We start from the raw sequence: 13,623 nt of genomic DNA on the forward strand, positions 1-13,623 counted from the left end.
AAGCTGCGCAGGCACGCGGGCGGATCAACGGCGCGCAGGTCGACCTGGGCGAGGTGCTCGGCGCTGGTGACGAGCGTGGCCCGGCAGATCCGGTCGGGACGACCGGTGGCCGGGTCGATGACGGACTCCCATCCGTTGACGACCAGGGGAAGCGTCGGGGGGAGCCCCGCTGCCGAGGTTGCCGTGGCGGCGGCATGGGCGTGGGCCAGCAGTGCCGCGCTGAACAGGATGTTCGCCAGGCGAGACTGCTCCTTCGGCTTCGCGGGGTGGAAGCGGATGGTGTCGTCGCCGGGCGTGTAGACAGCGCGGGAGTGCGAGGGGACGACCGTCGTGCGGTTGGGGAACCGCACGTCGACGACGACATTGCCCGCATCCGGGGCGACGCTGATGTCCTCCGGGTGCCCGAAGCTCGGCTGCAGGTCCATGGCATGCAGGCCGAGCCACAGCCAGGCGTGCAGGGCGTCACGATCGGCGCGTGCGGATGCCGCGCGGTGCAGCTGCTGCAGCGCGCCGGCGAGATGACTGGACGGCGGCGCGGGCGGGCCGGCCGGCTGAGCGCGGCGGAAGAGCCGGACACGTGGCTGACGGAACGGCGCAGCGGATGCGTCGATCAGGTCGAGCAGCGCCGGGATGCTGAGATCGGGGTAGGGCAACACGTACAGGAGCTGCTCCACGCGCTGGGTCTGCATGGCGATGTCGACGGCGACCTGAGCCGCCTCGGCGCGTCGCCTGGCGCGGTAGGCGCTCAGCTGCTGCGGCGGAGGCGTCGCTCGACGTGCGTTGAGGTTGGCGAGCCAGGTCTGGAGCCGCGGCGGTGGTGTGGCGCCGGCCCGCCGGGCGGCTGCGCCCGCGCGCACACGATCGACGATCTCGCGGGTCTGCGGGGGCGCGCCGCTCGCCGCCGCTGCGCCGTCCGCGGGCCGGGCAGGCGGCGCAGGAGGGGGCGGCGCAGGAGGGGGCGGGGCCGGCGCGTCGTCCTCGGTCTCGACGCCGAAGACGGCGATGAGTCCCGCCAGGTCGTCGAAGCCTTGGGAGATCGCCCGGACCTTCCAGTTGCCGTTGCGGCGGTATATCTCGGCGGCGATCACGCATCTCTCGGTGGTCAGTCCGGTGAAGGTATGAGTGACGGCCGGATCGGCGGCGACCGTGATGTGCCCGGCGCCGTGATCGGCGACCGAGCCGGGAACGCCGTCGTCCAGCGAGGCCGCGATGACGATCGCGTCGACCGCCGCCGGAACCTCGTCGAGGTTGACCTCGATCTCGACGGCCGAGAGGCGGCGGGTGCTGCCGCAACGGGAACGTTCCTGGTTGAAGAAGACGAAGTCCTCGTCCGAGCGGGTTCTGCGTTGATCGTCGACGAGAAGAGCGCAGATGTCGATCTGGCCGGGCGCCAAGTGCGTGCGCAGGGTCGATCGGACGAGCGGGCCGACGATCGTTGCGTTCCCGCCCTTGGGTAGCTCGACCACGATGCCCCTTCGCCCGCTGCCGACCGTGCAACGGGTGTTTCGTCGAGACCCCGGCCGCCGTTTCACTTCTGGGCGTCGATCCCCGATGCACACCTTCACCGCCTGCACAATCCCTGCGTGGACACAACACACGGTGGGATGTCGCAGCCCTTCACAGCCGCGCGGATGGGACGAACAGTGCATCCTTGCCAGGAACCTTGGGAAGAGGACTGCTCGTGAAGACATCCATCGCCGGACCGGACAGGTCACGGATCAGGCCTGTGTCGCCGGTGGTCGCGGCATTGCTCGCCGTCGTGCTCACGACGGCCTGCGGCACCCCGCTACTGCCATCACCTGTCTCCACCGGCGGGACGCAGGCGCGGTCGGAGAATCTGGAAGGGCTGGCCGCCGACGTGACTCTCGACGGCGCGATGGCCCACCTGCAGGCCCTGCAGAAGATCGCCGACGCCAACGGCGGCAACCGCGCTGCCGGCACCCGCGGCTACGACGCCAGCGTCGAGTACGTCCTCGGCACCCTGCGCGGCGCCGGCTTCGATGCCGGCACCTCCACGTACGAGCCACGGGGCGGGCACGGCAACCGCAACGACGACGATGACGAGGCACCCGAGGTCGGCACGAACGTGATCGCCGAGACCCGCACCGGCGACGCGGGCAGCGTCATCATGATCGGCGCTCACCTGGACTCCGTCCCCGAAGGCCCTGGCATCGTCGACGACGGCTCCGGCGTGGCCGCCCTCCTGGAGATCGCGGCCCGCCTCGGCAACAGCCCGGACATCCGCAACAAGGTCCGCTTCGCCTTCTTCGGCCACGAGGAAGCCGGCGCGCGAGGCTCACGCGGCTACGTCGACGGCCTCCCCGGCGACGAGGTCAAGAAGATCAAGATGTACCTCAACGTCGACATGATCGCCTCCCCCAACGGCGGCTACATCGTCCAAGGCGGAAAAGGCGGCGACGAAGAGGAAACCGGTCCACCCGGATCCGCCACCATTGCGCAGGTCCTCGTCAACCAGCTCATCGCAACCGGAGTGAGCAACCCCGAGATCACCGAATTCGTCGGCGACGACGAAACCGCGTTCATCGAAGCCGGCATCCCCGTCGGCGGTGCCGAGAACGGCGACGCCAAGAAGAAGACCGCACAACAAGCCGCCGCTTGGGGCGGCCAGGCCGGGGAGGTCTACGACCCCTGCTACCACCAGGCCTGCGACAACATCACCAACGTCAACCAGGAAGTGCTCAACCACTACCTGCCCGCACTCGCCGGCACCTTGCACCACTTCGCCACAACCACCGACGCACTGCGCTGATCACCGGCGCGCTGGGCTGATCACCGGCGCGCTGGGCTGATCACCAGCTCACTGCGCTCCGTCGAGATCAGGGTCGAATTCGGGGTCGACGACCACGATCCCGACCGGGTTCGTCGGCGGATCCATCTCGCTGAGATCGTCGAGGTCGACGATGTCCGCGTGGAAGCGGCGGTGGATGTAGATCTTCTGATCCTCGACGATCGAGCGCCCCCACCTGCCCGACAGCGGCCCGAACCGGACCGATCGCGGCAACGTACCGGCAATTCCGAGCGCCGTCGGCGGCCGCGACCGCGACGCGAAGAGCAATACGTGCGCGTGGGCCGTGGATACGACGATGTACTGCCGAACCCCCGCCCAACCGATCCACCGGACAATCGGGTACAGAAATGGCGGAAGTCCGGCCCGCGCAATGAAGACACCTTGGATGTCGTGGCCGCCCGGGACGAAGTCCCCCGCCTCCGTGCGAAGCCGGTCCCGAAGATCCACAGCGTCTCCCTTCCCGATCCGGACGCACGGTAAGGCAGACTGTCGATCTCCCGTGACGGCGCACGCACAGTACATCTGCGACGCCGCGATATGAAGGTCCCGAGTGGCAGGTCAGCGCCACGTCGAACCGCATTCACCACGAACCGGACATAACTCCTCGATCAAAGGATCATGAATCGGTACCGGTCATGTCGAATCGAGTCTCGGCACGACGACCTCTTTGACGACCAGCAGGATCGCCGCGGCGACGGGCACGGCGACGATGGCGCCGATGATGCCGAGCAGCACACCGCCCAGCAGGAGCGCGACGATCGTGAGCAGCGCCGGCACCTTGACGGCCCGGCCCACGATCCGCGGGACGAGCACGTAGTCCTCGATGATCCGGTAGACCACGAAGAAGACCGCCGTCGCCAGCCCCGCCGCGGTCGACTCGGCCAGCGCGACGAAGGTGACGACGATCCCCGCGAGCGAGGTGCCGACCACCGGGACGACGTCGAGCAACGTGACCATGATCGCCAGCAGCAGTGAGTACGGAATCCCCCACGCCAGCATCCAGACCAGCGACGACGCACCGGCGATCAACGCACAAACCATTATGCCCAGCACATAGGCGCCGACCTTCGCGAACACCTCGTCGGAGATCAGGATGAAGCGGGGCCGCCGGGAGTTCGGGACGGCCCGGTGCAGCCCGCGGCGGATGCGCGGGAAGTCGCCGAGGAAGTAGGCGAACAGCACGATCACGATCAGCATGCTGGAGAGCACGTCGAGCACGATCGCGCCGGCGCCGAGGAGCCCGTTGAACACCTCCAGCGCCCCGCCCCCGGCGAGCTGGGTGAGGCTCTCGGTGATGTGGAAGCGGGCGTCGAGGTCGGTGTAGACCGTGTTGGACGCCTGGAGGTCCTGCAGGTAGGCCGGCACCTGCGTGACGAACGTCGTCGCCTGGGTCACCAGCTGCGGGATGGCGACGGCGAGGAACCCGCCGAACGCCCCCAGCAGCGCCAGCACCACGACCGAAACCGCGGCCCAGCGCGGCAGCCGTCGTCGCACGAGCCACTCGACGGCGGGTTCGAGCCCGATCGCGATGAACAGGGCCAGCCCGATCAGGACCAGGACGTCGCGCGCGACGATGATCAACTCGACCATCAGCGCGGTGACGGCGACGCCCGCGGCGCCCGCCATCCCGATGACGAACGGGGAGCGCCGGTTGAGCGGCCGACCCGGCGTGCCCAGCGGTGCGGAGTCCGAGCGCAGCGCGGCGGCCCGCTCCTCGGCGTCGTCGACGTCTTCGACACGGTCGGGCCGGGTGAGCGGGGCCGGCTCTTCGGACGGAACAGGCAATGCGGACCTCGTAGCTGCGAAAAGCGGGAGTGGACGTTGCCGTCCATGCTCGTCCATGTGTTGCGCCGGACGCGATCCGGCGCCGGGTCCGCTCCTCTCCGCTGCGCCGCCCGCGCTCAGGTGGCGAGCTCGCCTGCCCTGAGTTCACCTGCGCTGAGTTCACCTGCGCCGAGTTCACCTGCGCCGAGTTCACCTGCGCCGAGTTCGCCCAGATCGAGTCCGCCCAGGTCGTCCGTAGCGAGCTCGGCGATGTCCTGGCCGGTGACCCACTGCTCGTGCTCCACGGAATCGCACTGCGGTCCGAGGTAGGCGGGGCAGGGGCTGGTCGGGGGGAGCTGGTCGACGACGGCGACGCCGTCGATCTCCGGTGGGTCGACCTCGGGTGAAAGTGCGTCCGAGCCGGCCGCGCCTGCCGGTGCCGAGACGAGCAGCGCGGCGAGGACCACCGGTGGGGTCAGGGGGAGCTGCATGATTCGGCGTACCCGGTGCACCGATCCGTACACGCGGTCGGCCGGATTTCGTCCGTCCGGGCTACCCGACCGGATAGGTGCGCAGCAGGTGGTCGAGCAACCCGGCGATGGTGTGCCGCGCGAGCTCGCGGGCCATCACGGCCTCCAGGTCGGCGAAGACCTCGGTCAGCGCCGGCCGGATGCCGTGGCCGACCGGGCAGTCCGGCTTCGGATCGTGGGCGTGGAGGGCGAAGGGCCCACCTGGCGCAAGCGCGGTGTACACCTCGCGCAGGGTGATCCGCTCGGCCGACCGCCCCAGCCGCCAGCCCGAACCCGGGCCGCGGCCGACTGCGACCAGCCCGGCCTCACGCAGCGGGGCGAGCACCCGCCGGACGAGCACGGGGTGGCTGGCGAGGCTCTCGGCGATCCGCTCGGACGTGATCGGCGACTCCCCCTGGCGGGCGGCCAGCTCGATCCAGCAGAGCGCGTGGACGGCCGTCGTGAACTGGCTGTTCGCGGACATGGCGGAGCTCAGTCCCCCGACGTCACCGGACGCAGCCGCATGAGCTCGACATGGCCGGCGTGCGTGCGGAGGCGGCTCGTCCAGTCGGGATCGGCGCTCAACCGGTCCACAGCGGCGTCCAGCTGGGCGTGGCTGTCGAAGCCCGCGGTCCAGACGAACACCGTGCCCGCACGCACCGGCAGCCGTGGGAAGGTGTTGACGGACGGTTCGGTGCGCCAGGTCGAAACCGGCACCTCCAGGAGTTGTTCGAGGAGTCCAGGCAGCACGCCGTCGTGCCACTCCTCGACGAACGACCGGCCGGCATCCTCGATGATCATCGTTGCGGTCGCGGCGGCCGAGGCGACGGCGCGCGTGCGCGGCGGGTCGGTGTGGCGCAGCAGCCGCACGTCGTCGCTGTCGATCATCGCGCTGTTGGCCTCGGTGCGGTGTGCCGCCCAGACCGGGCCACCGTAGAACGCCTCCAGCGCGCGCTGCCGGTCCGGCATGTCGGTGAAGGCCCGCCACCACACGAACCGATCGGGATCGGCGAGGTCTTCGTAGACAGTGCCGATGAGCATCCCCGCATCGTGCTGGCCGGCGATCAGGTGGTCGTCGAACAGCCGCGTGAGCTTCTCGAACCCGCCGGGATGCACGGTGTAGCGGCGCAGCTCGACGACATCCGCCGCGGCGAAGGAGACCGGCCGATCGTTGCCCATATCCACCCCTCGAATGTGTAACTCTTTCAGTTGCACACCATAGTGGCAGATCATGGAGTTCTTCTGCTACCACCGCGACCGCCCGCAGTCGCTGCCGCTGCGTGCGGAGATGTGGGAGGAGCACCGGTCGTACATGGACCGGTTCGCGGCCGGGATGATCGCCCGCGGCCCGACGATGGACGGCGAGGTACCCACCGGCAGCGTGCACGTCCTCGCCCTGCCCGACCCGGCGGCCGCCCGGGCGTTCGTCTTCGACGAACCCACCTACCAGGCCGGGGTCTACCGCGACGTGATGCTGCGGCGGTGGCGGAACACCCTGGGCCGCACCATGTGGGACTTCCCCGGCGGACCGGAGGACGGCGCCCGGTTCCTGGTGCTCGGCCTCGGTTCGGGGCCGGCGGCGGACATCGCGCTGCCGCCCGACACCGACGAGCTGATCGCGTACGGGCCGCTGCTCTCCGACGACGGCGAGCACTGGCTGGGGACGGCGGCGCTGCTCAGGGCGTCCGACCCGGGGGCGGCACGGGCCGTGCTGGCGTCGCCGGAGCGGTACGCCGACATCGAGGTGCACCGCTGGCGGTTCGGCGGGCGCCCGACGTAAGAGGCACACGGACATCCGCCCGGCTGGCGGCCGTGAGGGCAGGAAAGCCACTTTCAGGCCCTGTGAGGGCAGGAAAGTGGCTTTCCTGCCCTCCTCCGGCGCCGCGGTGTACTGGCCGAGGGTCAGCGCGCGACCGTGTCCGCCCGCCGCGGCAGCACCCAGTTGGGGCGCGGGAAGTGGCAGGTGTAGCCGGCGGGGAAGCGCTCGAGGTAGTCCTGGTGCTCCGGCTCCGCCTCCCAGAAGTCGCCGACGGGGACGACCTCGGTGACGACCTTGCCCGGCCACAGGCCCGATGCCTCGACGTCGGCGATGGTGTCCTCGGCGACCTTGCGCTGCTCGTCGTCGACGTAGAAGATCGCTGACCGGTACGAGGCGCCGATGTCGTTGCCCTGGCGGTTGCGCGTGGTCGGGTCGTGGATCTGGAAGAAGAACTCCAGCATGTCGCGGTACGACGCGGCCGACGGGTCGAAGAGGATCTCGATCGCCTCGGCGTGCGAACCGTGGTTGCGGTAGGTGGCGTTGGGGGTCTCACCGCCGGTGTAGCCGACGCGGGTGGCCAGCACGCCCGGGCGCTTGCGGATCAGGTCCTGCATGCCCCAGAAGCAGCCGCCGGCAAGTACTGCACGCTCCGTACGCTCGCTCATCACAAACCTTCCTGGTCCGGCGCTCGAACCCTCCGCCACATCCAACGTCGGCGGCGCCCGGGCACATCCCCGCAACCGGAGGACGTCACAGAACGGTAAGCCCCGACGGTCCGCCCGGGCCAGACCGAGCCCACCGCCCTCGTAAGCTGTCCCGCCACGGGACGGACGGGAGACGCACGTGGCCGGAACGACGGTGGCCGAGATCCTGGCCGAGCTGGCGGCACTCGAGGATCCGCGGACCCGCGAGATCAACGAACGCCACGGTGACGACCACGGCGTCAACCTCGGCAAGTTGCGTGCGGTCGCGAAGCGGTTGAAGACCCAGCAGGAGCTCGCCCGGCAGCTCTGGGACACCGGGGACACCGCGGCGCGGCTGCTCGCGCTGCTGATCTGCCGCCCGAAGGCGTTCGACCACGACGAACTCGACACCATGCTGCGCGGTTCGTGCACCCCGAAGGTGCACGACTGGCTCGTCAACTACGTGGTGAAGAAGAGCGCGCACGCGGAAGACCTGCGCCTTGCCTGGTCGGTAGATCCCGACCCGGTGGTCGCGAGCGCCGGCTGGGCGCTGACCACCGAGCGGGTGGCGAAGCGGCCCGCGGGCCTCGACCTCGCCGGGCTGCTCGACCTCATCGAGGGAACGATGCGCGACGCCCCGGACCGCCTGCAATGGGCGATGAACCACTGCCTGGCCCAGATCGGGATCGAGCACCCCGAGCACCGCGCCCGCGCGATCGCCATCGGCGAGCGCCTGGAGGTGCTCAAGGACTACCCGACGCCCCCGAACTGCACGTCCCCGTTCGCGCCCACCTGGATCGCGGAGATGGTGCGCCGGCAGGAGGCGTAGGCGGGGATGTGTGCGTTCCAGGCACTACCCCGGCCCGCGCGCCGCACACGAGGGCAGGAAAGCCACTTTCCTGCCCTGTGAGGGCCGGAAAGTGGCTTTCCTGCCCTCCCCCGGAACCACTCGGGATCCCGAGCGCCGCTAGCCGAGCAGCTGCTCGAACGGCGTCGGCTCGTCCAGCGGGTCCAGGACGACGCGCGGTGGGCGGGCGGCGATCTGCGCCGCGAGCTCCCGCCCGGCCCTCTCGATCCGCGCCGCGAGGCCGCTCTCCGCGCCCCAGTCCTGCGTCGCCGCGTAGACGCCGGTCGGCACGACCACCGCCCGCAAGTAGCTGAAGAGCGGCCGCAGCGCGTGCTCCAGCACCAGCGAGTGCCGTGCGGTGCCGCCGGTCGCACCGATCAGCACCGGCACGTCCACCAGCGCATCGTCGCCGAGCACGTCGAAGAACGACTTGAACAGCCCGCTGTAGGAGCCGTTCATCGTGGGCGACACGGCGACCAGCCCGTCGGCGGCCGCGACGGCGTCGAGCACCTCCTGCAGCGCGGGTGCGGCGAAGCCCGTGACCGTCGCGTTGACGATGTCGTGCCCGAGCTCGCGAAGCTCGATCGTGCGCACCTCCAGTTCGGCGCCGGTCGCCGCGGTGGTCGCCGCTGCCAGCCGGTCGGCCAGCAGGCGCGTCGAGGACGGCTGCCGCATCCCCGCCGAGAGCACCACGAGCCTGCTCATGAGGTTGCCGCACTCGTCTGCAGCGCCGCCTTGAGCGACGCGTGCGTCGGCGCCTCCGGGACGTGCGCGGGGCGCAGCGCCGCGAACTCCTTGCGCAGCACCGGCACGACCTCGGAGCCGAGGATCTCGATCTGCTCCAGGGCGGTCTCCAGCGGGATGCCCATGCCGTCGACGTTGATCAGCTGGCGCTGGTAGTCGCCGAAGTCCTCGCGGAACTGCAGCGTCCGGTCGATCACCTGCTGTGGGCTGCCCACGACCAGCGGCGTCTGCCGCATGGTCTCCTCCAGCGATGGTCCACCGCCGTAGATCGGGGACCGGGCGAAGTACGGGCGGAACTCGCGGACGGCGTCCTGGGAGTTCTTGCGCATGTACACCTGCCCGCCCAGCCCCACGATCGCCTGGTCGGCGCTGCCGTGCCCGTAGTGCTCGAAGCGCTTGCGGTAGAGCCCGATCAGCCGTGCGGTGTGCGACGCCGGCCAGAAGATGTTGTTGGCGAAGAATCCGTCGCCGTAGTACGCGGCCTGCTCGGCGATCTCCGGGCTGCGGATGGAGCCGTGCCAGACGAACGGCGGGATGCCGTCTAGCGGGCGTGGGGTCGCGGTGAACGACTGCAGCGGTGTGCGGTGCTTCCCGGCCCAGTCGACGACGTCCTCGCGCCACAGCCGCCGCAGGAGCGCGTAGTTCTCGACGGCGAGGTCGATGCCGTCGCGGATGTCCTTGCCGAACCACGGGTAGACGGGCCCGGTGTTGCCGCGCCCCATCATCAGGTCGACGCGGCCGTCGGCCAGGTGCTGCAGCACGGCGTAGTCCTCGGCGATCTTCACCGGGTCGTTGGTCGTGATCAGCGTGGTCGCCGTCGAGAGCAGCAGGGTCTGCGTCCGTGCCGCGATGTAGCCCAGGATCGTGGTCGGCGACGACGGGATGAACGGCGGGTTGTGGTGCTCGCCCATCGCGAAGACGTCGAGGCCGACCTCCTCGGTCTTGCGCGCGATCGCCACCATCGCCTTGATGCGCTCGTGCTCGGAGGGGGTGCGCCCCGTTGCGGGGTCGGTGGCGACGTCGCCGACCGTGAAGATTCCGAACTGCATGGCTGCGTCCCCTCGAGCGATCCCGTTAGTAGAACGCTCAAGTAAACACGGCGCGTCGGTATTCCCGGGCAGGCGGGTCAGGCGGAGTACCTGCTCGACGTGCGGCACCACTCGTCGGTCGCCCGGATCTGCAGCCGCATCGTGGTGACGTAGGTGCGGAGGTGCTCGGCGAGCTCCTCGGCGAGCTCCAGCTCGGCCAGGAGGGCCGGAACGCGCGCCTCCGCGGCGAGGAACTGCTGCACGTGCTCGTCGATCATGTTGCGGATCTCGTCGATGGCGCGCTGCCGGCCGTAGCCGAACTGCTGCTCCACGACCAGCACCAAGTTGTGCAGGTCCCCGTTCGCCTGCTCGCGCTCGAACGACAGGACGTCCTGGATGATGTTGCACAGCCAGACGCACGCCGCTCGCATCTGCCGCACCGGCTCAGCGGCCAGCACGGTGTCGGGGAGCTCGCAGCCCTCGATCCGCTCGATGGCGTCCAGCAGCGGATACATGATCCCCGACTTGTCGCGCAGGACGAGGTACTCCTCGATGTCCAGCTCGGCCGAGGTGAACCGGTTGGTCGTCTCGGCGACGAAGCAGACGAAGTACTCCTCCCAGTTCACCACCGCCCGCCGGCGCCACTGCGGCGACATCGACACGCACTCGCGGTCCCACAGGTCGGCGAACGCGGTCACCACGGCAGGCCCGTCGGGCGGCGTGACGCCAGGAGGTCGGTGCACGACCGCCTCCAGCTGCGCGACGGTCCGCCGGGCGTCGTCCGGCGTGAGGTCCAGCGAGTCGAACGAGTCGTCGAGCACCATCAGCCAGCCGAACACGTCCATGCCCAGCTGCAGGTCGGGACGACGCGCCGAGGGGAACCAGCGCGCGCCCAGCTCGGGCCCCCGCCAGCTGCAGTACTCCCGCACCCCGTCGGGCCACGACAGCAGCCCACGTCCGGACATCCAGTTCAGGTGGCCCGGCGTCGCCGCCGGGAGCTCGTCGTTGACGTAGGACCGGAACGGGATGTCCATGAGCGTGTTGTAGCTGGCCGGGAACGTCCGCTCCGTTTCCGGGAATTCGATGGTCGCCATTTGCGATTGCACTCCGTTGTCGGCGATGGCCGGTCGCGGGCCCGTCGAGCGCGCGACCACGGGCAGCGGGACGGGATCAGTCGGGCCCGTCCGGACGGCGGGCGAGCACGCTGCACAGGTGCGAGTAGACGTCGAGGTTCCCGGGGGTGCCCACCCACTCGGTGAACGCGCCGAGCTCCGCCGGCCCCAGCAGCTCCGACTCCAGCAGCGCCGGCAGCACCTGGCGGATCGAGGTGAGCAGCATCGCCTCACCCGGTCCCCCGTCGCCGATCGTGAACGGGTGGCGGCTCACGTCCACGGTGACGAACCCGCTGTCGGTGACCGCGAGCGGCAGCCGGCGGGCGAACGTCAGGTCGGTGCCGATCTGCTGGGCCATCAACCTGCTCAGCGCGTCGACCATCGCACGCAGCGGGTACGGCGTGACGGCTGCGGCCGCGGTGTCGTAGCACTCCAGCAGGATGTGGCCGCCTGGGCGAACCCAGGACCGCAGCGAGTGGACGAGCTCCCGCCGCTGCGGCAGGTGCTCCAGCACGGCCCGGCAGTGGACCAGGTCGAACGGCTCGCCGGGGCAGGGGTCGCGGCGCAGGTCGTGCTGCACGATGCGCAGGTTGGGGAACCGCTGCTCGAGGAAGCTGGTGTCGACGTCGGTCACCACCACCTCACCGTCGGGGACGAGCTCGGCGAGGTGGTAGGCGATGGACCCGGAGCCGCCGCCCAGCTCGAGGCACCGCGCGGTGGGCTCGAGCGCGACCGGCGCCAGCGCGGCGAGCGTGATGGGATCGAGCAGCCTCTCGACGGTGCCGAGCCGTTCCCGTTCGGAGGGCACACCATGGCCGAGGACGCCCGAGTTGTACCCGGTCTCCAGAGGGGTGTTGCTCATCGCCACTCCCCCCGTCCCGGCGCCGGCGCAGAGCCCGCGGTCGCTTCGGCACATGCCACCTCGCTGGGCACCCCTCCCGGCGCAGCCCGGGGCACAGGCGGCGCCGGCGTCCGCTCTGTGAAGCGCAGGAAGAGGTGACGTGGGCGGAGCGAGATCGCGTGTGCGGGCACGACCTCCTCGCCGGGCACGGTCTCGACCTGTCCTCGCGAGAGGATCGCCGCCAGCGCGATCGTGGCCTCGGCCATCGCGTAGTTGTCCCCGATGCACTTGCGTGCGCCGGCGGCGAAGGGGACGAAACCCTGCCGCGGATAGGTGCGGTCCAGGTCGAACCGGTGCGGATCCGGGTAGAGGTCGGCCCGGTGGTGGATCAGGTAGGAGCTGTAGGCGACCGTCGCACCCGCGGGCAGGTCGTGCTCCCCCAACCGGACGGGGGCGGTGACCTCCCGGGTGAAGAAGAGCGCTGCCGGCGGGTACATCCGCAGCGACTCCGTGATCGTCCGGCCGATGAGGCCGAGCCGCGGCACGTCGTCGGTGGTCGGGTTCCGGCCGCCGAGCACGGCGTCGACCTCTGCCTGCAGCTGCTCCTGCACCTCGGGGTGGCGCGCCAGCAGGTACAGAGACCACGACAACGCGCTCGCGGTGGTCTCCGAACCGGCGACGAAGAAGGTGACGAACTGATCGACGATCTCCTCGTCGGCGAAGTGGCTGAGCGCGTCGCGGCTCTCCTCGTCGTTCGCCTCGATCAAGGCGGAGAGCAGATCCCCGACGTCGTTCTGCTCACGGCGCCGCTCGGCGATGACCCCGACCGTGCGGGTCCGCAGCTCTCGACAGGCCCGCGCGAAGCGGAGGTTGCCCGGCGTCGGCACCTTGTTCAGCGCTGCCGGGGACACCGTCCGCCGCAGGAGCGACCGCATGATCTCCGTGAGGTTGCCCGCGACCTGGCCACGGGTCTCCGGCGTCAACGAGCTGGAGAAGACCGTCTCGACGACGGTGTTCGAGGTCAGCGCGACCATCTCGGTGGGCACGTCGACGATCTGGCCGTCCTGCCACGAACCGACCATCTGCTCGACCTGCGTCGCCATCATCGCGCCGTAGGCGGCGATCCGTTTCGCGTGGAAGGCCGGCTGGGCCAGTCGCCGCTGGCGGCGGTGGTCGCGGTGCATGCAGGTGATCAACCCGTTGCCGGCGATCTGGCGGATCTGCCCGAAGAGCGTGCCCCCCTTGTCGAAGACCCGGTCGTTGGTCAGCACCTGCCAGGTGAGCTCCGGGCTGCACGCCATGTACATCCGCATCGGGCCGAGCCGGACCTCCACCAGGTCGCCGACGTCCGGCAGCGATTCCAGGAACGGCAGCGGCCGGCGCAGGAACTGGGCGACGTGCCCGAGAACCGGACGGCAGCCCGGCGCGAGCGGAACACCGGTCGCGGTCATCGGCGCACCTCCCGCCCGGACGTCGGGGTGGCCGGGAGCCGGACCGTCGACGCAGGACACGTTGGAAAATTGCGCA

General features: G+C 70.3%; 14 protein-coding genes and 1 pseudogene. 3 read left to right on the forward strand and 12 right to left on the reverse strand.

Features of this window, described 5'->3' with window-relative positions; genetic code table 11:
• Window positions 1-1,010: 1,010 nt before the first annotated feature.
• Window positions 1,011-1,691, reverse strand: a pseudogene (locus tag LL648_RS45865) (TerD family protein); the annotation flags it as partial.
• A gap of 35 nt (window positions 1,692-1,726) precedes the next feature.
• On the opposite strand from LL648_RS45865, the gene LL648_RS31400 reads away from it, so the two are divergent.
• Entirely contained in the window at window positions 1,727-2,770 is a 1,044-nt protein-coding gene (locus LL648_RS31400; protein WP_232666408.1) for a M20/M25/M40 family metallo-hydrolase, read from the forward strand.
• A 48-nt stretch (window positions 2,771-2,818) separates the two neighbouring features.
• Here LL648_RS31400 and LL648_RS31405 read toward each other — a convergent pair whose 3' ends face one another.
• The 5 genes from LL648_RS31405 to LL648_RS31425 form a co-directional block, all read right to left on the reverse strand.
• Window positions 2,819-3,256, reverse strand: coding sequence for a hypothetical protein (locus LL648_RS31405; protein WP_232666409.1), 438 nt, complete (start codon window positions 3,254-3,256; stop codon window positions 2,819-2,821).
• 186 nt (window positions 3,257-3,442) lie between these two features.
• A complete protein-coding gene (locus LL648_RS31410) occupies window positions 3,443-4,594 on the reverse strand; it encodes an AI-2E family transporter (protein ID WP_232666410.1) in 1,152 nt (383 codons plus the stop codon).
• A 116-nt stretch (window positions 4,595-4,710) separates the two neighbouring features.
• Window positions 4,711-5,064 carry a hypothetical protein gene (locus tag LL648_RS31415; RefSeq protein ID WP_232666411.1) on the reverse strand — a complete coding sequence of 118 codons (354 nt, stop codon included), beginning with the start codon at window positions 5,062-5,064 and terminating at the stop codon, window positions 4,711-4,713.
• Between the two features lie 61 nt (window positions 5,065-5,125).
• Entirely contained in the window at window positions 5,126-5,566 is a 441-nt protein-coding gene (locus tag LL648_RS31420; RefSeq protein WP_232666412.1) for an Rrf2 family transcriptional regulator, read from the reverse strand.
• Window positions 5,567-5,574: 8 nt separating this feature from the next.
• Window positions 5,575-6,261 carry a putative quinol monooxygenase gene (locus tag LL648_RS31425; protein WP_232666413.1) on the reverse strand — a complete coding sequence of 229 codons (687 nt, stop codon included), beginning with the start codon at window positions 6,259-6,261 and terminating at the stop codon, window positions 5,575-5,577.
• Between the two features lie 52 nt (window positions 6,262-6,313).
• On the opposite strand from LL648_RS31425, the gene LL648_RS31430 reads away from it, so the two are divergent.
• A complete protein-coding gene (locus LL648_RS31430; RefSeq protein ID WP_232666414.1) occupies window positions 6,314-6,862 on the forward strand; it encodes a YciI family protein in 549 nt (182 codons plus the stop codon).
• A gap of 122 nt (window positions 6,863-6,984) precedes the next feature.
• On the opposite strand, the gene msrA is transcribed toward LL648_RS31430, so the two are convergent.
• Window positions 6,985-7,506: a peptide-methionine (S)-S-oxide reductase MsrA gene (gene msrA / locus LL648_RS31435; RefSeq protein WP_232666415.1), complete on the reverse strand. Its 522-nt coding sequence runs from the start codon at window positions 7,504-7,506 to the stop codon at window positions 6,985-6,987.
• Between the two features lie 178 nt (window positions 7,507-7,684).
• Here msrA and LL648_RS31440 point away from each other — a divergent pair, with 178 nt between their 5' ends.
• Window positions 7,685-8,353, forward strand: coding sequence for a DNA alkylation repair protein (locus LL648_RS31440; protein WP_232666416.1), 669 nt, complete (start codon window positions 7,685-7,687; stop codon window positions 8,351-8,353).
• A gap of 138 nt (window positions 8,354-8,491) precedes the next feature.
• Here the strand turns inward: LL648_RS31440 and LL648_RS31445 are convergent, their stop codons facing one another.
• The 5 genes from LL648_RS31445 to LL648_RS31465 form a co-directional block, all read right to left on the reverse strand.
• Window positions 8,492-9,076 (reverse strand): FMN reductase, encoded by a 585-nt coding sequence (locus LL648_RS31445; protein ID WP_232666417.1) that lies wholly within the window; start codon window positions 9,074-9,076, stop codon window positions 8,492-8,494.
• The gene (locus LL648_RS31450) at window positions 9,073-10,164 is read right to left on the reverse strand and encodes an LLM class flavin-dependent oxidoreductase (RefSeq protein ID WP_232666418.1); all 1,092 of its coding nucleotides are present in this window, start codon (window positions 10,162-10,164) and stop codon (window positions 9,073-9,075) included. The genes LL648_RS31445 and LL648_RS31450 overlap by 4 nt, the downstream gene beginning before the upstream one ends.
• Before the next feature lie 77 nt (window positions 10,165-10,241).
• Complete coding sequence (locus LL648_RS31455) at window positions 10,242-11,237, reverse strand: terpene synthase family protein (protein ID WP_232666419.1); 996 nt, start codon at window positions 11,235-11,237, stop codon at window positions 10,242-10,244.
• A 76-nt stretch (window positions 11,238-11,313) separates the two neighbouring features.
• Window positions 11,314-12,117, reverse strand: coding sequence for a class I SAM-dependent methyltransferase (locus LL648_RS31460; RefSeq protein WP_232666420.1), 804 nt, complete (start codon window positions 12,115-12,117; stop codon window positions 11,314-11,316).
• A complete protein-coding gene (locus LL648_RS31465) occupies window positions 12,114-13,547 on the reverse strand; it encodes a cytochrome P450 (RefSeq protein WP_232666421.1) in 1,434 nt (477 codons plus the stop codon). Before LL648_RS31465 ends, LL648_RS31460 begins: the two co-directional genes overlap by 4 nt.
• Between the last annotated feature and the right edge of the window lie 76 nt (window positions 13,548-13,623).

It is taken from the genome of Pseudonocardia sp. TRM90224, assembly GCF_021245725.1.
Lineage (GTDB): Bacteria > Actinomycetota > Actinomycetes > Mycobacteriales > Pseudonocardiaceae > Pseudonocardia.